Origin of the sequence: Bradyrhizobium sp. SBR1B (assembly GCF_014198205.1) — a bacterium.
GTDB lineage: Bacteria > Pseudomonadota > Alphaproteobacteria > Rhizobiales > Xanthobacteraceae > Bradyrhizobium.
In genome coordinates, this window is the sequence record NZ_JACIHC010000026.1 from 33,756 (window position 1) to 56,142 (window position 22,387).

General features: G+C 60.9%; 18 protein-coding genes and 1 pseudogene. 7 read left to right on the plus strand and 12 right to left on the minus strand.

Going from position 1 to position 22,387, the window contains the following annotated elements; genetic code table 11:
• Window positions 1-153: 153 nt before the first annotated feature.
• Window positions 154-1,776: an ABC-F family ATP-binding cassette domain-containing protein gene (locus tag GGD61_RS36620; protein WP_028144936.1), complete on the minus strand. Its 1,623-nt coding sequence runs from the start codon at window positions 1,774-1,776 to the stop codon at window positions 154-156.
• Between the two features lie 613 nt (window positions 1,777-2,389).
• Between GGD61_RS36620 and GGD61_RS36625 the strand changes: the two genes are divergently transcribed.
• The 5 genes from GGD61_RS36625 (at window position 2,390) to GGD61_RS36645 (ending at window position 7,176) form a co-directional block, all read left to right on the plus strand.
• Entirely contained in the window at window positions 2,390-3,517 is a 1,128-nt protein-coding gene (locus tag GGD61_RS36625) for a TRAP transporter substrate-binding protein (RefSeq protein ID WP_018322913.1), read from the plus strand.
• 111 nt (window positions 3,518-3,628) lie between these two features.
• Entirely contained in the window at window positions 3,629-4,231 is a 603-nt protein-coding gene (locus GGD61_RS36630; protein WP_092261982.1) for a TRAP transporter small permease subunit, read from the plus strand.
• The gene (locus GGD61_RS36635) at window positions 4,228-5,577 is read left to right on the plus strand and encodes a TRAP transporter large permease subunit (protein ID WP_092261981.1); all 1,350 of its coding nucleotides are present in this window, start codon (window positions 4,228-4,230) and stop codon (window positions 5,575-5,577) included. Before GGD61_RS36630 ends, GGD61_RS36635 begins: the two co-directional genes overlap by 4 nt.
• A gap of 31 nt (window positions 5,578-5,608) precedes the next feature.
• On the plus strand, window positions 5,609-7,009 hold the full coding sequence (locus GGD61_RS36640) for an amidase (RefSeq protein WP_092261980.1): 1,401 nt from the start codon (window positions 5,609-5,611) through the stop codon (window positions 7,007-7,009).
• Complete coding sequence (locus GGD61_RS36645) at window positions 7,006-7,176, plus strand: hypothetical protein (protein ID WP_018322909.1); 171 nt, start codon at window positions 7,006-7,008, stop codon at window positions 7,174-7,176. Before GGD61_RS36640 ends, GGD61_RS36645 begins: the two co-directional genes overlap by 4 nt.
• Before the next feature lie 519 nt (window positions 7,177-7,695).
• On the opposite strand, the pseudogene GGD61_RS36650 reads toward GGD61_RS36645, so the two are convergent.
• The 4 genes and pseudogenes from GGD61_RS36650 to GGD61_RS36665 form a co-directional block, all read right to left on the minus strand.
• Window positions 7,696-10,791: pseudogene (locus tag GGD61_RS36650) on the minus strand (efflux RND transporter permease subunit); the annotation flags it as partial.
• A 7-nt stretch (window positions 10,792-10,798) separates the two neighbouring features.
• Window positions 10,799-12,505 carry an efflux RND transporter periplasmic adaptor subunit gene (locus GGD61_RS36655; protein ID WP_244550822.1) on the minus strand — a complete coding sequence of 569 codons (1,707 nt, stop codon included), beginning with the start codon at window positions 12,503-12,505 and terminating at the stop codon, window positions 10,799-10,801.
• 49 nt (window positions 12,506-12,554) lie between these two features.
• A complete protein-coding gene (locus GGD61_RS36660; protein WP_092261979.1) occupies window positions 12,555-12,938 on the minus strand; it encodes a hypothetical protein in 384 nt (127 codons plus the stop codon).
• 199 nt (window positions 12,939-13,137) lie between these two features.
• Window positions 13,138-13,404 carry a hypothetical protein gene (locus GGD61_RS36665; RefSeq protein ID WP_183232137.1) on the minus strand — a complete coding sequence of 89 codons (267 nt, stop codon included), beginning with the start codon at window positions 13,402-13,404 and terminating at the stop codon, window positions 13,138-13,140.
• A 278-nt stretch (window positions 13,405-13,682) separates the two neighbouring features.
• On the opposite strand from GGD61_RS36665, the gene GGD61_RS36670 reads away from it, so the two are divergent.
• Window positions 13,683-14,099 (plus strand): SRPBCC family protein, encoded by a 417-nt coding sequence (locus GGD61_RS36670; RefSeq protein WP_183232138.1) that lies wholly within the window; start codon window positions 13,683-13,685, stop codon window positions 14,097-14,099.
• 187 nt (window positions 14,100-14,286) lie between these two features.
• Here the strand turns inward: GGD61_RS36670 and GGD61_RS36675 are convergent, their stop codons facing one another.
• Window positions 14,287-14,583, minus strand: coding sequence for a hypothetical protein (locus GGD61_RS36675; RefSeq protein WP_092261977.1), 297 nt, complete (start codon window positions 14,581-14,583; stop codon window positions 14,287-14,289).
• Window positions 14,584-14,891: 308 nt separating this feature from the next.
• The gene (locus tag GGD61_RS36680) at window positions 14,892-15,287 is read right to left on the minus strand and encodes a cupin domain-containing protein (protein WP_177237470.1); all 396 of its coding nucleotides are present in this window, start codon (window positions 15,285-15,287) and stop codon (window positions 14,892-14,894) included.
• Between the two features lie 505 nt (window positions 15,288-15,792).
• Between GGD61_RS36680 and GGD61_RS36685 the strand changes: the two genes are divergently transcribed.
• Window positions 15,793-16,035 (plus strand): hypothetical protein, encoded by a 243-nt coding sequence (locus GGD61_RS36685; RefSeq protein WP_051056887.1) that lies wholly within the window; start codon window positions 15,793-15,795, stop codon window positions 16,033-16,035.
• 722 nt (window positions 16,036-16,757) lie between these two features.
• Here GGD61_RS36685 and GGD61_RS36690 read toward each other — a convergent pair.
• The 5 genes from GGD61_RS36690 to GGD61_RS36710 form a co-directional block, all read right to left on the minus strand.
• Complete coding sequence (locus GGD61_RS36690; RefSeq protein WP_244550821.1) at window positions 16,758-17,825, minus strand: ABC transporter substrate-binding protein; 1,068 nt, start codon at window positions 17,823-17,825, stop codon at window positions 16,758-16,760.
• Between the two features lie 97 nt (window positions 17,826-17,922).
• Window positions 17,923-19,002 (minus strand): glycosyltransferase, encoded by a 1,080-nt coding sequence (locus GGD61_RS36695; RefSeq protein WP_183232139.1) that lies wholly within the window; start codon window positions 19,000-19,002, stop codon window positions 17,923-17,925.
• Window positions 19,003-19,469: 467 nt separating this feature from the next.
• Complete coding sequence (locus GGD61_RS36700; RefSeq protein WP_092261972.1) at window positions 19,470-20,075, minus strand: hypothetical protein; 606 nt, start codon at window positions 20,073-20,075, stop codon at window positions 19,470-19,472.
• A 363-nt stretch (window positions 20,076-20,438) separates the two neighbouring features.
• Window positions 20,439-21,413, minus strand: a complete 975-nt coding sequence (locus GGD61_RS36705) for an ABC transporter substrate-binding protein (protein WP_177237469.1) — start codon at window positions 21,411-21,413, stop codon at window positions 20,439-20,441.
• Between the two features lie 281 nt (window positions 21,414-21,694).
• The gene (locus GGD61_RS36710; RefSeq protein ID WP_092262065.1) at window positions 21,695-22,081 is read right to left on the minus strand and encodes a nuclear transport factor 2 family protein; all 387 of its coding nucleotides are present in this window, start codon (window positions 22,079-22,081) and stop codon (window positions 21,695-21,697) included.
• Between the last annotated feature and the right edge of the window lie 306 nt (window positions 22,082-22,387).

The window sequence follows — 22,387 nt, forward strand, 5'->3', positions numbered from 1 at the left end:
TGCGCTTCATCCGGGCTACGGGTCCAACGACCTGCACTTCGTAGCCTGGATGGAACGAAGCGTAATCCGGGGCGACCATCCGCATCGCACGACTGCCCATGTGGCACGAATCCCGGATTGCGCTGCGCTCCATCCGGGCTACCCGCCCCCCAATTACGACCGCAACCCCGGCGCCTCCTGCCCGGTGCGCGCAACATATTCCGTGTAGCCGCCGCCGAACTGGTGGATGCCTTCCGGTGTCAGCTCCAGCACCCGGTTCGACAATGTCGCCAGAAAATGCCGGTCATGCGAGACGAACAGCATGGTGCCCTCGAAATCCGAAAGCGCCGTGATCAGCATTTCCTTGGTGGCGAGGTCGAGATGGTTGGTCGGCTCGTCCAGCACCAGGAAGTTCGGCGGGTCGAACAGCATCTTGGCCATCACCAGCCGCGCCTTCTCGCCGCCTGACAGCACGCGGCAGCGCTTCTCGACGTCGTCGCCGGAGAAGCCGAAGCAGCCGGCGAGCGCGCGCAGGCTTCCCTGCCCGGCGGTCGGAAACGCGTATTCGAGCGACTGAAACACCGTCTGCTCGCCGTCAAGCAGGTCCATCGCGTGCTGGGCGAAATAGCCCATCTTGACGCTGCCGCCGACCGCCACCGTGCCTTGGTCCGGCTCGCTCGCACCCGCAACGAGCTTGAGCAGCGTCGACTTGCCAGCGCCGTTGACGCCCATCACGCACCAGCGCTCCCTGCGCCGGATCATGAAATCGAGCCCGTCATAGATGCGCTTGGCTCCGTAGCCCTTGTGCACGTTCTTGAGCGCCACGACGTCCTCGCCCGAACGCGGTGCCGGCGGAAAATCGAATGCCACGCTCTGGCGGCGGCGCGGCGGCTCGACCCGCTCGATCTTGTCGAGCTTCTTCACCCGGCTCTGCACCTGGGCCGCATGCGAGGCGCGCGCCTTGAAGCGCTCGATGAACTTGATCTCCTTGGCGAGCATCGCCTGCTGGCGCTCGAACTGCGCCTGCTGCTGCTTCTCGTTCTGCGCCCGCTGCTGCTCGTAGAATTCGTAGTCGCCGGTATAGGTGGTGAGCGAGCCGCTATCGATCTCGATCACTTTTGAGATCACGCGGTTGATGAACTCGCGGTCATGCGAAGTCATCAGCAGCGTGCCTTCGTAGTCGTGCAGGAATTTTTCCAGCCAGATCAGGCTTTCGAGGTCGAGATGGTTGCTCGGCTCGTCGAGCAGCATCACGTCCGGGCGCATCAAAAGAATACGCGCCAGCGCTACGCGCATCTTCCAGCCGCCGGAGAGTTTTCCGACGTCGCCGTCCATCATCTCCTGGCTGAAGCCGAGGCCGGACAGCGCTTCGCGTGCGCGGCCGTCGAGCGCGTAGCCGTCGAGCTCCTCGAAACGGTGCTGCACCTCGCCGTAGCGGGTGATGATCTCGTCCATCTGGTCGGCTTTGTCAGGATCGGCCATGGCGGCCTCGAGCTCGCGCAGCTCGGCCGCGACCTCGCTGACGGGGCCGGCCCCGTCCATCACCTCGGCCACGGCACTGCGGCCCGACATCTCGCCGACGTCCTGGTTGAAATAGCCGATGGTGATACCGCGATCGGTCGAAACCTGCCCCTCGTCGGGCAGTTCCTCACCGGCGATCATCCGGAACAGCGTGGTCTTGCCGGCGCCGTTCGGCCCGACCAGGCCGATCTTCTCCCCCTTGTTGAGGGCCGCGGAGGCTTCAATGAAAAGGATCTGGTGGCCGGCTTGCTTGCTGACGTTGTCGAGGCGGATCATGACTATCTTTTGGGGGGATTTTTGCGTTGCAGCGTCATAGGGCATGCCGGCGCTGAGGGGAAGCCCGGCGGGGTACGGAATCGGACAGGCCGATGCCGCCTCCTGTCATGGGCCCGACCGCTCAGGGCAACTAAACCGCGACCGACAGCCCCGGAGCGGGCTGCCGGCGGCCAGCCCCGCTGTCACTCGCGGCTTGTGCTCCACATCATGCGGGAGCTTGCGCCGAGCGTTTCCGCCCCCTCCGATCTTTGGAAGGTCATTGGCCTATGCCGTGGTCTAGATGACTTCCACACATCCGGCGACTGGAGTTGGCATGGTCTCGTGACGGTCAGCCGGCTCGGCCACAACATTCCTGTCGAGACTCAACATGCGAACGCCGCGATGCAGACGTTCGCCTTCATCTTTGCTGCGCCGCGACAGGCCCGTGAGTATCTCACTACTGAACGCTCGAATGGGATCGCCTAAGACTAAGGAATGCGACATCGGGTAGCTTGTCGGATGCCGGCAATACGTCCAAACTTCGATCAAAGTCGCTGGAATGCGGCCTACCTCCAGCGGTCATCGACGCGCACCGAAACGCGTTCGAACAACGAAGCCGCCAGGGAGGACGTCCATGACTGTAAAGTCTGAAAAGACCAGAACCACTCGTCGCAAATTCTTGCTGACGGCCGGCGCCGCCGGCGCTGCCACCATCGCCATGCCGCAAGTCAGCCGCGCGCAAACGGCGACCCTGAAGATGCAGGGCTCGTGGGGCAAGGCCGATGTCTTCAACGAAATGGCCGAAGACTATGTGAAGCGCGTCAACGAGATGGCCGGAGGTCGACTGCGCATCGACTATCTGGTCGGCGGCTCGGTCGTGCATCCGTTCCAGGTATTCGATGGCGTTCATGGCGGCCAGATCGACGCCGCACACACGGTCACTGTCTACTGGTACGGCAAGCACAAGGCCGCCTCGCTGTTCGGTACAGGCCCCGTGTTCGGCTTCAACGCCAACGAAGGCCTCGGCTGGATCCACAACGGCGGCGGCAAGGAGCTGTTTGAGGAGCTCCAGACCAAGATCATGAACGTCAACATCAAGAGCTTCTTCGCCATGCCGATGCCGACCCAGCCGCTCGGTTGGTTCAAGAAGCCCATCACCAGCGCGGATGACCTCAAGGGCTTGAAGTATCGCACGGTGGGCCTGGCCGCCGATCTCTTCCAGGCGATGGGTGCATCCGTCGCGCAGCTACCCGGTGGCGAGATCGTGCCCGCGATGGAGCGCGGCGTGATCGACGGGTTCGAATTCAACAATCCGACCTCGGACCGGCGCTTCGGCGCGCAGGATGTCGCCAAGAACTACATGATGGGCAGCCATCATCAGGCGACGGAATATTTCGAGATCATGTTCAACCGGACGAAATTCAACGCGCTGCCGAAGGAACAGCAGGCAATCCTGCAATACGCCGCCGAAGCTGTGTCCTCCGCCAACGAATGGAAAGCCATGGATTATTATTCGAAGGACCTGCAGGAGCTGATTAACAAGGACAAGGTCAACGTCGCGCGGACGCCGAAGTCGGTGTTCGACGCGCAGATCAAGGCATGGGACGGTCTGATCGCCCAGCTCGGCTCCGATCCATTCATGAAGAAAGTCATGGACTCGCAGAAGGAATGGGTGCGCCGCGTGGTCTACTACAACACGAATAACGCGACGGACTACCGCGGCGCCTTCGAGCATCACTTTCCTGGCGTGCTCAAGGTCTGAGGGCTGTCGCGGCGCTTGGCGTGAGGCCGTATAGAGGGGCGGCGCGATCGAAGCGCCGCCCACGAATTAGGGGGACGTCCGGATGTATTGCTCGCAGCGAGTTCGGCTCGCATGACGAAATTTCTGTTCTTCATCGACGAGCTGAGCACGTGGGTCGGCAAGGCGTTTGCATGGCTGATTCTCGTCCTTACGCTGGGGGTAAGCTACGAGGTGTTCGTGCGCTACGTGCTGCGTGCGCCGACCACTTGGGCTTTCGACATCAGCTACATCACCTATGGCGCGATGTTTCTGATGGCCGGCGCATATACGCTCTCGCGCAACGGCCATGTCCGCGCCGACGTGGTCTACCGCCTCTGGTCGCCGCGCACCCAGGCAACGATAGACCTCGTCCTGTATATCCTGTTCTTCCTGCCGGCGATCGGGGCGCTGATGTATGCGGGCTGGAATTACGCCCAGATGTCGGTGCGGTTCCGCGAGGTCAGCATCTTCAGTCCGGCCGGCGTGCCGGTGTTTCCGCTGAAGGCGCTGATCCCGCTCACCGGCTTCCTTCTGTTCCTGCAAGGGATCGCCGAAATCATTCGCTGTGTGCTTTGCATCCGCACCGGCCGATGGCCGCAACGCCTGCACGACGTGGAAGAAACCGAGAGCCTCGTCATCCGCGAGCATCAGCAGCAGGCGGTTGAGCCGCAGCGCGAGAAGGGACCAGGCGCATGACCGATCCTCAACTCGGCATGCTGATGTTGGGCCTCTTCATCTTCATCATCATGCTCGGATTCCCGATAGCCTTCACGCTGATGGCGATGGGTGTCTCGTTCGGCTACTATGCCTACTACACCCCCGGTCAGGACTTCTTCCAGAATCGCATCTTCACGCTGCTGGTGCAGAAGACGTTCGAGGTCACGTCCAGCGACGTTCTAGTCGCGGTTCCGCTCTTCCTGTTCATGGGCTATTTGATCGAACGCGCCAACATTCTCGACCGCCTGTTCTACTCGCTGCAATTGTCGATGAAGAACGTGCCGGGCGCGCTTGCGGTGGCCACGCTGATCACCTGCGCGATGTTCGCGACCGCCACCGGCATTGTCGGCGCCGTTGTCACGCTGATGGGCCTGCTGGCCCTGCCCGCGATGTTGCGAGCGGGCTACGACACCAAGCTGTCGGCAGGCGTGGTCTGCGCCGGTGGCTGCCTCGGCATCCTGATTCCGCCGAGCATTCTCCTGATTGTCTATGCGGCGACCGCCGGCGTTTCAGCGGTCAAGCTTTATGCGGCCGCGTTCTTTCCGGGATTCTTGCTCGCTGGCTTCTACGTCCTCTATGCGATGACCCGCGCGATCATCAATCCCGCGCTCGCGCCGAAGCTGCCGCGCGAACAGACCGACGTGCCGACGTCCAAGGTCGTCTGGGCACTTGCCACGTCATTCCTGCCACTTGCGTTGCTTATCGTTTCGGTGCTCGGCGCAATTCTGTTTGGCTTGGCAACGCCATCCGAGGCGGCCGCGGTGGGTGCCCTCATGAGCATGGTTCTGGCGGCCGCCTATCGTTCGCTCAACTACGAGATGCTGCGCGAATCCGTGTATCTGACCGTGCGCGCCACCGCGATGGTTTGCTACCTGTTCATCGGGTCGTGGACGTTTTCCGCGGTGTTTGCCGTCCTTGGCGGACAGTCGGTGGTGGAGCAGTTCTTCACCTCGATGGACCTTTCGCCGATCCAGTTCCTGCTGCTGACCCAGCTGATCATCTTTCTGCTCGGTTGGCCACTGGAATGGACCGAGATCATCATCATCTTCGTGCCGATTTTCCTGCCGCTGCTTCCCCAATACGGCATCGATCCGATCTTCTTCGGCATCCTGGTGGCACTGAACACGCAGACGGCGTTCAACACGCCGCCGGTCGCGATGGCCGCCTTCTATCTGAAGGGCGTGGCGCCGCCTCAGGTGAAGCTAACCGACATCTTCTCCGGCGCGCTTCCCTTTGTCGGCCTCGTCTTCCTCACCATGGCGTTGGTCTACATCTTCCCGGAGATCGCATTGTGGCTGCCCACCTATCTCTATGGATCCCGATGAGCGGACCCGGTAAACCGCAGAAAGTCGACGCATGAGTCTCAACGCGCTCGGTCTCACGGAAGCTGCGACCGGCATCCGCGATGGCCGCCTCAGTTCGACCGAGCTTGTCGGCGACTGCCTCAGGCGCATCGATGAGGTCGATCGCGATATCCATGCGTGGGCATTCCTCGATCCCGACCACGCGATGCGGCAGGCAGAGGCCGCCGACGATCATCGCAAGCACGGCAAGGCTTTAGGCCCGCTGCATGGCGTGCCCGTCGGCATCAAGGATATCTTCGACACCGGCGACATGCCGACGGAATTCGGCTCAGATTTGTGGGCCGGACGCACGCCGCGCCGCGATGCGGCGGCCGTGGCGCGTCTGCGGGCGGCTGGCGCTGTGATCCTCGGCAAGACGGTGACCACCGAGTACGCGTACTACAATCCCGGCAAGACTCGAAATCCGCACGACACGGCTCACACGCCCGGCGGATCGTCCTCGGGCTCCGCCGCGGCCGTTGCGGCGCTGATGGTGCCAGGTGCCATCGGCTCGCAGACCAACGGCTCGGTAATCCGTCCCGCCGCCTTCTGCGGCGTGGTCGGTTTCAAGCCCACGCACGGCATCATTCCGCGCACCGGCGCGCTTGAATTGTCGCGCACGCTCGATCATGTCGGCGTGTTTGGGCGCAGCGTCGAGGACGTGGCCCTGCTCGCCGAGGCCCTCGCCGGCTTCGACCAGGAGGATCCGGACACCCGGTCTGTTGCGTGTCCGCCATTCTCCACGGTCGCGGCGAGCGAGCCGCCGTTACCGCCGCGATTTGCCTTCGTACGCTCTCCGGTCTGGGATCAGGCCGAGCCGGTGACGCATGATGCCTTTGCCGAGCTCGTCGAGGTTTTGGGTGACGCGTCGAGCGAAGTCGAGCTTGGGCCCAGCTTCGACATGGCCGTCGATATGCACCGCATCATCATGGAAGTCGATATGGCGCACAATCTGCGGCGCGACTACCAGCGGGGCGCCGACAGGCTGAGCACACCGCTGCGTCAGGCGATCGAGCGCGGCCGCACGCATCTCGCGCTGGATTATCGCAACGCACTGTCCGGGATTGCGCCGCTCAATCAGGCGCTGGACCATATCTTTGACGAATATGACGCGATCCTGACGCCCGCAGCGCCGGGCCCGGCGCCCGGAATTGAGACGACGGGCAACCCGATTTTCTGCACGCTTTGGACCTATCTCGGCGTGCCCGCCATCAGCCTGCCGTTGATGAGCTCCGAAACCGGCCTTCCGCTCGGCGTTCAGCTCGTCGGCCGCCGCGACAACGATGCCCGCCTCCTGCGCACGGCGCACTGGCTTGTCAGGACCATCGGACGCACCGGTCGTGGCACTCGGCGCAAAGTCGCGAGCGCCGGGGCGAAATCGGCTCCCGGTGCGGAGAAAAGGAACGTGCGATGACCAATGCGATCACCGGACTCATCGGCCTCGCGCTCGTGGTGACATTTCTTGGAATCCTGGTGGTTTGGATCAAGGCCATCCCGCTCATCATCATTGTTGTCAGCGTCATGATTCTGGCAGTGATCGATTTCGTACGATCCCTGCGGACGAACGGCGGGCTTCGCTGACTGCCGGGCTGGCAAGACCGCCGCGTCTCCATCGATTCACCAGAAATCCAGGCGCTTGCAGGCCATCGGCCTGCATCATGGCCACCTATTGCGCGCCAACTATTCCACGGTGTATCTCGCCGTCAGCGAATGACCGTGCAAACTCGCGGAAAACACCACAATGGCCTTTGGCGACAGCTCGGCCTGCAGCTTTCCCGCCATCAGGTTGGGATTGGCCGGCGCGAGCGGAACGGCGACGGTCTTGCCGCCGTCCTGAATCGTTGCGCGCCCCCGCATGTCCTTGGTCGACAACGGAGAACCATCGTCGTCGCCCACATAAAAGACAATTTCCGTGCCCTTGCGGACAAACTCGATCGGATGTCCTTGCGACTTGACGACGGGACCGCCGTTGCTGCCTTTAGCCTGCGCCGTGGCAGAACTCGGGGCAGCGGCGATCACAGCGATCAGGGCAAGGAACGCATATTTTCTCATCGGTAGCTCCTCGGGGCTTGTGCGGAGTTCGGCTTCCGCGGGGGTGAAGGTTGCGGCATGTCCGGCCGCCAGGCGGTCCAACGGCGGCTGGCCGAACATCAGAAACAAAATTGGGGTCACGATGGTGTCGAGGATCGTGGCGCTGAGCAGGCCGCCGAAGATCGTCACGGCCACGGGGTGCAGGATTTCCCTGCCCGGTTGATCCGCGCCGATCAAAAGCGGCGTCAGGGCAAGTCCTGCGCAGAGCGCCGTCATCAGAACGGGGCTGAGGCGCTCCATGCTGCCACGAACGACAAGCCCGGTCCCGAAACGCTCCCCCTCATGAATGGCGAGATTGATGTAGTGCGAGATCTTCAGGATCCCATTACGCGCCGAAATGCCGGCAAGCGTGATGAAGCCGATCATCGACGCAACCGACAAGGGTTGGCCGAAGATCTTCAGCGCCGCAACGCTGCCGATCAGGGCGAGCGGTATGCCGCCCATGATGATCAGCGACAGCGCGGTTGATCGGTAACGACTGTAGAGGACGATGAAGATCAGGGTCAGGGATGCCAGCGACAGAATGCCGATGCGCCACGAGGCCTGCTGCTGGGCTTGAAAGGCACCTTCGAGGTTGGTGGTGTAGCCTTGCGGAAAATCGAGTTCCCGAACCGCCTTCTGGATGTCGGCAGCGATTTCGGCGATGTCGCGGCGCCCGTCCCCGTTGCCATAGACGACGATCCTGCGCTGGGTCCCCTCCCGCTGAATCTGGTTCGGTCCATCTGTCTCGACGACTTCAGCCAAAGCGCTCAGCGGAACGAATTCCAGGCCCGTCGGAATGAGCAGGTTTTGCAGCCCCGTTGTCGAACGGTCTTGCTCCGACAGGCGCATGACGACGTCGAAGCGGCGGTTACCATCGACGATCTGGGAGACCTTCCGGCCATTGGAAAGCGTGTCGAGTGCCTGGGTGATCGCGGCCGGCGTTAGGCCATGAAGTGCGGCGCGAGCATGGTCGACCTGAACCCGCACCTGCGGAATGAGCACCTGCTTTTCGACCTGGAGATCGACCAGACCGGGGATCGTCGATAGACGTTGCCGCACGGTTTCGGACAGGCGGCGCAACATCTCGATGTCCTGTCCAAAGATCTTGAGCACGATCTGGGCACGAATACCCGACTGGAGATGATCCAGGCGGTGGCTGATCGGCTGTCCGATGGTGACCGCCGCCGGCAGCGCGGACAGGGCCTCTCGGATGCTCGCATAAATGTCCACCTTCTGCCGGCCGGACGAAACGAGATCGACATCGATCTCGCTGTAGTGCACGCCTTCGGCGTGCTCATCGAGCTCCGCGCGGCCGGTGCGGCGCCCGACCGATTTCACCTCGGGCACCTTTGCGAGCAACTGCTCCGCCAGGAGTCCAAGACGGTTCGACTCCGCGAGCGAGATTCCCGGATTGTATTGCAGCGACAGCACCAGCGTCCCTTCATTGAAGGGGGGAAGAAAACTGCGGGGCATCTGGCTCGCGGCGTAGCCTGCCACGACGACCGCCGCCGCGACTGAGCTCAGCACGAGACCCGGCCGCTCGAAAGCCCATCCGAGCACCAGCCGATTGGCCTGCTTCAGCCTGGTGACAACAAGGCTTTCGCCGTCGCCTGAATCGGTCCGCCCCGAAAGCAGATAGTAGGACAGAACCGGCGTCACCGTGATCGACGTCAGCAGCGAAGCGAGGATCGAGACCACATAGGCCACACCAAGCGGCGTGAACAGCCGTCCTTCGATGCCCGGCAGGGCGAATAGCGGCACAAAGACGAGAACGATGATCATCGTTGCATAGACGATGCTGGAACGAACCTCCTGGCTCGCCCCGGAGATCACGTCCAGAACATGACGCGGCGTGCTCGACGCGGCGTTCTCCCGCAAGCGCCGCAGGATGTTTTCAACATCCACCACGGCATCGTCGACCAGTTCGCCGATGGCGATGGCAAGTCCACCCAGCGTCATCGTGTTGATCGTGAGGCCCAAGGCGCGGAACACCAGGACCGTCACGAGGATCGATATTGGAATGGCCGTCAGCGAAACCAACGCGGCGCGTCCGTTCATCAGGAAGACGAACAGGACCATGGCGACCACGATGGCGGCCTCGACCAGAACGCGCTCAACGTTGCTTATCGATGTCTCGATGAAGGTGGCCTGGCGGAATTGCACGTTGGTGACGTTAATCCCACTGCGCATGGTGCGTTGCAGGTCCCTGAGCACGGCTTCAATGTTGCGCGTCAATGCCACGGTATCCGCGGCTGGCTGCTTCATGACGCTGACGATGACGGCGGGCTTGCCATTGTAGCCGGCGTCGCCCCGCTTGGTGCGCGCGGCGAAATCAACGGCGGAGACCTGCTTCAGCAGGATCGGTTGCCGGTCGCGGGTGGCAACGACGGTGTTGCCGAGGTCCTCGATTTTCCTGGTGAGTCCGACATTGCGGATCAAATATTCGCGGCCATGCTGGTCAACAAAGCCGCCGCCGCTGTTGGTGCCGAACTTTGCGACCGCCTGCTCGATCTGGTCGTGAGTGACGCCGAGCGCCTGCATCGTCGCAACGTTCGGCGTCACCCGGTATTGCCGGACCTCGCCGCCGATGGGTATCACCTGGGCGACACCGGGAATGGCAAGGAGCTGCGGCCTGACGACGAAGTCGGCGATCTCGCGCACTTCCATGGGCGAAGCTGTGCCATCGCTCGTCAGCGCGATGAGCATGATCTCGCCCATGATCGACGTCACCGGCCCCATCTGGGGATTGACCGAAGAGGGCAATTGTTCGCGGATCAGCGCCAGCCGCTCCGAGACGAATTGCCGGGCGCGGTAAACGTCGATACCCCAGTCGAATTCGACGTAAACAACCGACAGACCAACACCCGAGACCGAGCGCACCCGGATCACGCCGGGCATGCCGTTCATCGACGTCTCGATCGGGAACGTCACCAGCTGTTCGACCTCCTGGGGCGCCAGTCCCTCTGCCTCGGTCAGGATGTTGACGGTCGGGCGGTTGATATCCGGCAGGACGTCAACAGAAATGCTAGGCAGGACAAACAGGCCGTAGCCGACCAGCACGGCGGCTACTGCCAGCACGAAAAGGCGATTGCGCAGACTTGCTTGCACGATGAGCTTGAACATGAGCGGTCTACCGGATCTGGTTGATGAGGTCGGTGCCGCGAACGACGATGCGCTCGCCCTCGTTGATACCGACCGCCACAATCACGTGGGCCGCGTCGACCGGCAGCACGCGAACGGGCTTCGGCTCGAAGCGCTCGGGTCCGGAGTGCAGCCAGACGATATTCTCGCCGTTACCGCTCCGAACGACGGCATTGCGCGGAAAGAGCAGGCCCGTTACGGGTGCGCCGGTCTGGACCATCACATTGAGCGGCTGACCGATATTGAGGCCCGTTGGCGGCTCTGGCATCGCAAACTGAACGACGGATGCATGCTGGCGCAAAGCCCGGCTGGTTCCGATGAAGGTCAGCACAATCTGCTGCCCATTTGGGGCCATCGCCGTTGCGGTTTCCGGCTGCTTCAAGCCGATATCGTCATAGGCCAATGCCTCGACCCAAAGGCTGCTTGGGTCCGCGATCTGAAACAGGATGTCTTGCGGCTGAATGACCTGGCCCGGCACGACTTTCGCGGACGTGATGATGCCGTCGGTTGATGCCCGCAGCTCCTCGAAGCCGGTGCGGGAATTTCGGACCGTTTCGCGGCGCGCCCGCAGACCCTCCAATTCACTTTCGAGGTCGTTGACCTGCCCTTGCGGTACCGCGCCGCGTTCGGCCAACGGCCTCAGCCGTCGCAGCTTGTTTTCCGTGACCGCCGTCAACTGTTCGATCTCACCCACCTTCTCGAGGATCGTGGTGCGGTCTGCGACCGGCAGATGCGGCTCGATCTGGATGAGCAGATCGCCCTTGCGAACGGTCTGTCCAATGCGAGGTATGCCTCCATTGCTCGGTACGACGCGGCCCCCGTAGACGCTCTGCACGATGCTGCTCCGGTTGGGGTCGGCCATGACGCGGCCGATCAACGTAACTGCGGGATGAATCGTCTGCGGCTCGGCTGCGGCGGTCCGTACATCGAGTAACCGCTGCGTCGGCTTGGCCGCGAAGACGGTGCCGTCTTGCAGGCGCCGCGGCGCATCGCTCAGTGCGGGAGCATCCGGCGGATTCGGTGGCGTTGGGTTCGTCCGGCCCTCGCCGAACATGATGGCAGCCAGAATGACGAGCGCCCCTGCCATCGCAGCGGAAATGGAGGCGGCCATGCTGCGGCCACGTCGCCTCCGATAGGCGAAGAGAAGGCCGAGACCCAAGGCAGCTAGCGCGGAGGCAGCGATGGCAGTTCGGCTTGAGAAAAGCCAGCCACGCTCATGCTTCTGTTCCGGGAGTCGGGCATCGCCGGCACGCGTCGGTATGAAGGAGTCGACCAGCAGATCATTCCCCTTCCTGGCGCTAACCGAGAAGATGACTTCAACCGATCCAGGCGGTGTGCCATTCGGGATCGTCGCCGTGTAGACACCCTCTCCGTTGCTCGGAGCCTCGATTGGGGCGGAATCGCCGATCGTGACTTGCAACCCAGCATCCGAAACCGGTTCGTTCGTAACTGCATCGTCAATGAAAACGGAAAGCTTGCCGTCTTTCACGATGCCGACGATCTCATAAAGCTCGGAGCGCGCGGCAACCCTCGGATAGGCTGATGAGACAGCCGCCGGTTTGTCAGCATCGCCGTGATCGTGCCCCTCATGGGCAAAGGCGCCTGATAGACCAAAGAACAGGCTTGCCAACCAGCCAAGACCGGACAGCCAAAGAGTTGTTGGCCGCCCTTTCGGGCAGCGCTGATTCATGAACATGGAAAGATCCTTCAGACATGCAAAAGGCGGCGGCCGAAGGCCGCCGGGATCACGCGATGCTGAAGGTACTTGGTGGCCGGATGAGTGCCTCGGGACTTACCCCGATAATGACCCGCGCAACCGGCAGTTCGACAGCGCCGAGCACTTCAAAGGAACCGAGCAGGTCGATGAGTTGCGGTGAGGCGATGGAGGTGCCAAACATGTCCCAAACCACGCCTGGAGCGCCCTCGTCGTCGTGATCGGGCCCATCATGAACGTGGCCTTCGGCGTCGTCACCGCCATGGGAATGCACATGGCCCGCCAGCTGATCGTGAAAATGCAGGGAACCACTTAACGTGACCGAAGGTGCAGGCATCGCGCCAACGGCCGCCTGCACCTGCGAAACCGAGATCAGGGTCACCTGAATCACAAAGGCCCATATCGCCACGAACATGGCCGTTCTGGCGAGTTGACGAAGTCGTTGGACAACACCGTGCTGCACGGCAAAGACCTAGGCCATCCGCGCCGCGATTTCAAGGCGACGGTGCGCGCGCATCGTCCATCGGCGAGAGCTTGCCGGCGTCTCGGTCCATCATCTCTCGGCTCAATCCGAGGCCGCCAGCGCCGCGTGCGGCCAGAAGCGGCCTCGAACATCACTCGGCCGATTTGTCTTGCTTGTGCCGGAAGGGATCGGCGCTGTCATCGTGACCGCTGCGGCTGCTGAAGAATATCAGCGCCATCAGTCCGCATCCGATCAGCAAGGAGAAAAATGTGCCAAGGCCTAGCGCGATCCAGCCGTGCCTGCCGATCTCGACCCCGCTGCTGGCATTCCATACCGAAACGGCCCAGACACCGGTCAAGATCAGGATCATGGCCAAAACGGCGAGCAGGAGGATCTGGCCCTTGCTGATGCGTTCCATGGTCACGCCTCCTGGTGCTTGGCGGACCAACAAGCTGCGCCGGAGGCCGTTCCTCGACCGTCGAGAGCAATTACCGTTTCAGGCATCGGTCGCGGATGGCCCAAAGGCGTTCTGGTGACACCCCTTTCTTTTTTACGCATTAACGGCGCGACCATGTCGGCAGGGACCAGTCTCGATCGTCCTCCGGTGGACACTGCTCGGAAGGGCCGTGTATGGACCCGTGCACGTGAAGTGATGTCATCACCTCAAGCCGTCAAAACGAACCTGGAGCAATGCCCATGAGAATTACCGTCGAGACCAACGTAGCCGCCCCCGTCGATCAGGTCTGGCGTGCCTATACGACACCTTCCGACATCGTGAAGTGGAACGCCGCCTCCGACGACTGGCATACGACCAGGGCTACGGTCGACCTGCGTGACGGCGGCGCCTTCTCGTCGCGCATGGAAGCCAAGGACGGCAGCATGGGTTTCGACTTCGCCGCCACCTACACGAAGATCGTTGAACACAAGCGGATCGAATACGCGTTCGGCGATCGAAAGGCCGAAGTCGAGTTCGTGCCCGGCCCAAAAGCCGTTGTCGTCCGCGTCGTCTTCGACAGCGAACCGACGCACTCGGTCGAGCAGCAGCAAGGCGGTTGGCAGGCGATCCTCGACAGCTTCGCACGATATGTGGAGGCAAAACAGAATAAGTCGTGACGCCGTGTGTAGCAGGAGATGGAGATCCTGACAGGCGTGGTCGGAATTCCGCGGGGTACCAGACGGAAACTGAATGGTCCGCCCTGGGGGCGCTTGCTGACATCCGACAGGCGGCGACCGAGGTCAGCCACGGGCCAAAACCGGACATCAACAGGACGATGCCAAGGTCATGGCAGCTTGTCGGCGGTCAATCAATCCAGCCAATGATGCCAAGAAACCAACCACCAAAGAAAGAGGTGATAAGCAGGAGAAGCATGAGGAGATAGTCCGTTTCGAGGGGACCGGATTCTTGCCAGCCTCGAACATAGTGAAGTCCAAGCAGCCGCAGTGCGCAAATTCCTGCGCACATAGCGGGCCACATCGCCGCACGCCGCTGCTGACGGTCGAGCCGTCCCTGAAGGTTTCGTGGTAGAGATCCAGCTCGACGGTACGCCACTGCGGCACTCAAGACGACCACCATCAGGCAAGCAGTGAGGAAGTACATGGCCACAATCCTTTGCTCCCTAGTTTGTACTGGCTAGGCTAGAGAAGGGCTTGCCGAGCAGATCGAAGTTTATCGATTGCGATATTGGTTCCCTAACTGGGCGCGATGCGCACGAAGTCTGCTGAGGGTCAAAAGCTGCCGTGGCGCACCATGTTGCGATTGGTCCGCTGAGGGTCAAAGCGGAAGTCGCCACTGGTCGGTCGTCGCAGCCCCGCGAGCGCTGGCTGCGACGATCTTTCGGGCAGCCCAAATTTCCGCAATCCTCCGTATCGGCGAATATCAATCCCCGACCCTGGAAGCGCGGATGATCATGCCGGTAGCAGGTCGATAATGCGCATGATCGCGACAGTTGAACCGACATTCTCGAGATCTTCGCCGATGCCTTTCTTGCAAGTCCAAACATCACCCTTCTTCGCAACAAATTCCATGCCGTCGGTTTGTTTCACCCGGAGTTCGCCCTCGGGCACGTGGCAAACCATGTCATTGGGCATGGACGGGTTGGAAGTCTTCGCACCTGGCTGATAAACGACATCGCGCATTGAGACTGTTTTGTAGCCCGGGATCATCGACTCGCGTTTACCCCAAGGTTGGATGCTTACGCCTTGTGGTGGCTTAGTTTGTGCGGAGGCTGATGTTCCCGCCGCGAGCACCGCAGCGGTTGCAAAACCCAGTGATAGCGCTGATCTTCTGTTGATCTTCGTCATCGCTGCTCCTTTGGGCGTTTCGGCCCGCAGGCCTATCCTTAGGGCCTTGGTGTGCAAACTACACTGGATGTTCAGCCGAAGCGCAACCAAAGACTTGCAGGCGGGTGGCTAGCGCAAACTAATGCCCGTTTAGGGTCAGAAGCTGCCATCACGCAACATGCCGAGATTGGTCAGCTAAGGGCCAACAGCGGAAGCCGCGCTCATTCGATCATCTCGTTGCGCAGATAAGTCCTTGGCTCAGATTTCAGTTCGGCAGCCCGGGGCAATGTGCCAGCACGCCGGTTGATGGAAACTCGGCGCAGCGGAGTTGATACCGCACGGGATCACCACAGTGGTACCCTGACCTTCCGCCGCCACTGTGGGACCAAGTCGCTCGGGCGGGGGTCGCATGGTGGTCGGCGCACGAGACGGAAAGTTCCACTCCGGCGGCCTGCCTGTGACTGCGTCCGTATAGGCAAATCGCGGAGCGACGCTCCGACGTCGGCTTTCGGGGAGCACACGCGTCATGGATGAAATCCTGCGTTGGGTGGCGACAGTCGGCACGATCGGCGCCGGGCTGATCCTAGCTGCCCGGGCGCGGCCACTCATTACCGGCTGGGCCTTCGTCGTACTGAGCGGTGCATCGGTGATCTGGATCGTCGTCGGCTATCTAACGGCGGAATATGCGCTGATGGTGCAAAACGTCGTGGTGACACTTATCAACGTGTTCGGCGTCTACCGATGGCTGATCTGGAAAGGAAATGTATGAAAGCGTTCTGCCTGCGCGCTCTGCCGCCCTCGCGCGCACAGGTCAAGCTTAGCTCGGCGGCCTCTGTCCGGTCTTACTTCACGTCCATTGGGAGATTTGCGGGTTAGCGCCAATAACCTACCAGCGCGCGCCACTCGAATATGAGGACTATGCTGCCGACCAGCACGGTCCCGACCCCGAACATTATCAAAATCATTTGGAGCATCGAAACACCGCGTGCTCTGTCAATGCCGCTAAGTATCAAATTGGACGGTTTTCCCGAAACCCTTACTTGGGTGGCTGCAAGCCCGGCGAGGTCAACCAATCGCTTAGATGCGCGCCGGTCTCAGCAATCCTGGCTCGCTTAAGCAAGCCCTCACGTTCCGCACCAGCGGGCAAGTGGCTGGGCCCGCTCTTGAGCGTAATGGCCTGTTCGGCCATTCGTTCTTCAAGGGAGCGGGTTTGCTTCACTCTTTTGCGGCGATCTCCCATGGCGCGGCTCCTCGAAAAGTTTCCGACCACTCCAAACTGGAAAAGGTAAGATCGGTTCCCCTACCGGGTAAGCCTAGTCCATCGGATATACAAATTGAGAACGGCAGTAAGTCCGATATGGGTCAAAAGCTGCCCTCGGCAGTCAGCATGACCTTGGTCAGGTCATCTCTGGGAAGCTGACATCGCCGCTCTCAGGGCTGAAGTCAGCCAAGGGCCAAAATCGGACTCATGCATCGCAGCAAATACCATCTCTATTCGATCACCTCATCGGCACGAACGAGTAACGAGGGCGGCACAGTGAGGTCGAGCGCTTTGGCCGTTTTCATGTTGATGACTAGCTCGAACTTGGTCGGCTGCTCTACCGGCAGATCGGCAGGCTTGGTGCCCTTGAGGATCTTATCGACGTAGCCGCCTGCACGGCGGAATAGATCGGCTATATCGGGGCCATAGACGACCAATCCGCCATCGGCGAATTGTCGGAAGAAGTAAATCGCGGGCAAATGGTACTCCGCCGCGAGCCCGACAACTCGTGGGGCTTGGCGAATGGTCAGAATGTCGCCAAAAACAATCATTGCATCGGCGCGCTGGGCAGCTGCTGAAGCAAAGGCGGTGTCGAGTTCCTCGGTCTTAGTCGCCTCGACTATAGACAGAGCGACCCCGCGCTTCCGGGCTGTGCTTGGTACCTCCTCAGCTAACAGCAGCCTGTGCATTGGGTTGTCGCGATTGACTAAGAGCGCAATTTTTGCGGCATGGGGTATCAGTTCGCGGAGGATTTCGATTTGTTTTCCAAACCAATCTCCCGGAACCCACGAGGTAAGACCGGTCATGTTGCCGCCTGGGCGCGAGAGGCTTTGAACCAGGCCAAGTCCAACGGGATCGGCAACGACCACGAAGACAATCGGAATGGTGGCCGATTTCAGGGCGGAGGCTGCTTGCGGCCCGGCGGCGACTATCAGATCGGGAGCTAGGGCTACCAACTCCGCAGCAAAGGTTTGCAAGCGATCCGAGGGGTCTGCATAATTACGATATTCGATGAGCAGGTTCTTGCCCTCGATCCAACCCCTTTCGCGTAAGCCGGCGCGCCACGCTTCGCGAGCTATCGGATCTAAGAAACCGAAGAAACCGATTCGGCGAGGCATTCCTTGCGCCCGCAACCGCCGTGGCGAAACGACCAGCGCCGCAGCAGTCGCCATGAACTCCCGCCGCTTCATTCGATCCTCATCGCAGCTGGGGGAAAGGTGCAGAGTATCAGGTGTCAATGGTCGTCGCACTTGCTGCGAATGCAACTGCCGCGTCGCAAATGCGGCGAGATGGCGCATGCCCGCTTCGGGTCACAAGCGGGCAAATCGGCGGATGTCTCGACAGGTCAGCTTTGGGGTCAAAAGCGAATATGACGGCCCAGTCGCTATAGCAGCCTCAGCGGCGCTGAATCTGGAAGATTGACCTAAACCACTCAACTGAAGGCCGCACCAGCAGCCATCCTCGCAACCCAAGAGCCTTCTTGCAGGCGAGAAACCACCACCGCCGCGTTCGTTGAACGCTCGGATCGATACTCACCGCAAGCTTAGAAAGGCGTACTGAGCTTTCCATCGCTCCTTCATTGAAGGCGGCGCTTGCGCAGCCGATCGCTTCAAGAGCAGACATGTGGATCAACCAGGCACGAAGATCATCAGCGTTCGTCAACCTGGCGGCGCAACTATTCAGGAAGTGATCTATCGCCGCCTTGCGTTGGAGCAGGTCTTGCTCCCGCGAAGGCTCGCTTGACATATTGGCCGAGTGCGATCGATACACAGCTTGATCAGCAGCAATGACCCCCACGTCGCCATGTGCGGCGAGCCGTAACCACATCTCCATGTCAGAGGCGTAGGGCAAGTCAGCCAAATACCCGCCTACTCTTTTCTGCAGGCTCGTGCGGACCACTACGGTGGGTGACAGCACGATATTTCTTGCGCCGCTAAGCGCAATGAAATCAAGTCCGGACAAAACGTGGGTTCTGGATCCCACTCCTGTTCTATGGCGCGAACGCTCCCCCCGTTGATCCACGACAACCGCGCCTCCGAAGGTGAAAGCGACAGAAGGATGATCGTCCATCAGATCCGCCGATCTGTTGAGGGCACCGGGCAGCAGGTAATCGTCCGCAGACAACAAAAGCATGTAGTTGGCCTTCACCCAGGCGATGCCTTCGTTGGCGGTAGCGATGAGACCTTGATTCGAGGTGTGCCTGCGGTAATTGACGCGGAGATCGGAGCCAACCAACTCTTTCGCAACTTCCGCAGTATTGTCGGGCGACGCATCATCGATGATGAGCACGCGCAATTCGGGACCGGATTGCGTCAAAACGCTCTCGACGCACTCTCGCAGGAAGTGCCCGTACCGGAAGCAGGGAACAACGACGTCTACGGAGCTCATTTTGTCGGATTCCACCGACTTACAAAAAGCGTCGAGATCTATCTGTTCAACAAAATACGGATTGAATGGGTTCCTGTCGGCTTCCATGGCCGGTAGTTCATCGGCTCCTTTCAACGCTGCCGATCAAATCCGCTCCTTAACTCCCCGAGTCCGCAACGGGTCAAAAGCTGCGCTCGGCAGTCAGCATGACCTTGGTCAGGTCATCTCTGGGAAGCGGACATCGCCGCGCTCTGGGCTGAGGTCGCCCACGGGCCAATCACGTCGTTTTGGACCGCTCTAGGCAGGTCCGATCTACCCTTCAAAGGCGACATGAGGCGACAGGCGGATTCAGTCGCATCCGCAAACGTCGAACTATTGGCCCCGGCTGCTCATCACCTTGGGTCAGTTCGGGCACAGCTTCGAGGGCATCGTAGCCAAAGTGGATGACCAAGTGCCCTTGGCTTGCTTTCGCCGAAAGGTGGTGGTGAAGCTGGGTTATGTGATGGGGATCCTGCGCGAGCGGGCCTGGCTCGCTCGCATCACGCTGTGAAGCATGAACGCTGCTAGCAGCCACTTCAATTCGTCGTGGTCTTGCCGCCGCGCATGGACACGAGCTTTTCCTCACGAAATCGGAGAATGAGCCATGCGGTCTCATCGAAACCGTCTGCGAGCTTTCCTTCGTGAGAATACACCATCTGAGCAGCTTTCGACTTCGACGGCGGTCCCAGCGCCGTGACTACCTCCGAACGCGACATACCTAAATGCAGCTTGCCGTCGAAGACGAGGGGCGCGAACTTTTCCGGAATGATGGCGCAATCGGTCGAGGTTTCGGCGTCTTTCTCGGTGAGCTCTTCAACGATCTCTGTGACGAGATGGTCCGGGCCGCCCATCTCTCCGCTGGACACGACCCACAATCGATGCTGCGCGCGTCTATAACACAGCCAATAGATGCTATCTCCAGCGTGGCCCTGGTGTTGGATGGTCCCTTCGCCCACGGCTTCGCGGACCGCGCCGAGCGGCGTCTCCTCGAAGCGGCCGGCGAATGCGCCCAGCGAAAAGCGGGTCGCCAATCTCTTCACGACCGTCGGCGACACGCGCTCGAACGCATGTTCGTCGACTCGCGGCGGCGGTGTCTGCGCGGAGCAATCGTCCGCGGGGATCGCGAAAAGGAGAAGCAGCAAGAAGAGCGTCTTTCGACCATCAACTCCGAATTGCCTTACATTGAAGGCTGAGCGCTTCTGCCTGGCTCGATTGCTCATCATTTTGGGCTCAAAGCTTTCTTCACTCGCCCGATCGCTTCTGGGGCGTCGGGAGCGGCCGGGGATAGTCTATCGCTATTTTCCCGACCCCCCTTCCGACCCTTGGTCGGGGACACAATTCAAATGGTTCATCCACGAACTCGGTCAGCTTCCGGTCCGGGTCAAAAGCTGCCCTCGGCAGTCAGCATGACCTTGGGCAGGTCATATCTGGGAAGCGGACATCGCCGCTCTCAGGGCTGAAGTCAGCCAAGGGCCAGGAACGGACTCATGCACCGCCGCAATTATCTATTCGATCACCTCGTCGGCACCGGCGAGCAGCGTGATTGGAATGTCGAGACCGAGCGCCTTAGCGGTCTTGAGGTTGATATTCAGGGTCACGTCCGTCGTCTGCTGGACGGGAAGCTCCGCCGGACGTGCCCCTTTCAGAATGCGATCAACATAGCCTGCGGCGCGTTGCCATAGTTTGAAAAGGTTGGCCGAGTACGACATCAGTCCTCCTCTCTGAGTCGAGTCGCGGAATGGATAGATCGCCGGCATTCGCCGCTCTGCGGTGAGCGCGATCAGCCGGGGAACGAGGGGTATCAGCGATGGATCGTCGGTGACGACGAGGCCGTCGAGGCCGTTCTCTCCCAGAGCGGCGAAGCTGTTATCGATTTCCGCGAGCCGCACCGAGAGGGCAGTCAACTCGAGACCGAGCCCGGGTGCCGCTCTTTGCATGAGTTCGACTTGGTTGGCAGTCGTCGGATTGTCAGGATTCCACAACACGGCGACACGATGCACTTTCGGTGCCGCCTCCTTCAGCAGCTCCAGCCACTTGACGCCGTAATCGCCGGAGAGCTGCGACAGCCCGGTGATGTTGCCGCCTGGCCGGGCGAGGCTTGCCACAAGACCGGCTCTGACGGGATCTCCGCTCATGCAGACGATCGGCACCGTGGATGTTGCACGTTGCGCGGCCTGCGAAGCGGGTGTGCCTGGAGTCACGAGTACATCAACGTTGAGCGAGAGTAGTTCAGCGATCAGCACAGGAACGCGCTCCGGCTTGCCCTCGGCATAGCGTTCTTCGAGCAGCAGGTTGCGCCCCACTACATATCCCAGGTCCGCAAGTCCCTGACGGAATCCGGTCTGGTAGTACACGTCCGTCCCGCGAACGCCGCTCCAGACGTAGCCGACCCGCGGCACCACAGGTTGCTGCGCTTGGGCTGCGAGGGGCAAGGCTACCATCGCAGCGCCGAGAAGCGTGATAAAATCGCGGCGTTTCATTGAGCCATCTCGCGGTGCGCTATCGCTACAATATGCGCCCGCAACTTGGAAAAAGGCAGATCTCGGCGACGAGTCCCGCATGGAACTGACATTCACGTTGGGGGCGGATTTCGTTGAACGGCGAGCCTCTTGAGTAGAGGCGGCGCAGTCCCCGATGTCCGGGGTGGGTCATTCGCGTCGATCTTGCCCTTGCGTGATCAGGTTCGGTTTACCCCCGCGAACTGACCGATGAACGAATGCCGAATTTCGTCTGTATGGGTCATACTTGGACTCTTGCATCGCTAGGCTGACGAAGGGCCCTCAACAATCTTCCAATAGGAGTCCTTGCGGATCACCTCGCCCGCGCGAAACGTGTAAAAGTCACATCCTCGGACCTCGATCGCTTTTCCTTCGCGTGTAGTGCCCGTTAGTGTCCATTTTGAAATGCCCGTGTTTGCCATCGCATCCACAAAGTGTTCGACGTCGCCGTAGTGAACGTCCGGCAGGCCTTCAAAGCGCGTCGCGAGCCCGTCTCGTACTTTGCGTTTCCCCTCAAAGCGCGAGCCCCATGGCTCGGCTCCCCTCGGCATCTCCAAGACACAATCGTTAGCAAAGAAGTCCATGATGGAATCCAGGTCGTGCGCGTTGAACGCTTCGCACAGCAACGTTAATTTCGATCGAATGTCCATCCTTCCCTCCCTCATCTCGAAGTGGATACAATAGCATAAGGACACACGCGCGAGCTGAGGGGATCGATTATACGTCTGGTCGATGTCGCCTTCGGGTCAAAAGCTGCCGTGGCGCGCCATGCTGCGATTGGTCCGCTGAGGGCCATAAGCGGACATGAGTTGCGCGAGCCTGGCCGCTTCACTTCAGCATCCGGACATCCGCCCTTGCGAGCACTAGGGTTCAGACTCAATTGATCCAATATGCGACGATGGCGGCGAGGTGGACGGCAGCCAAGAAATTTCTGGCAAGTTTGTCGTAGCGAGTTG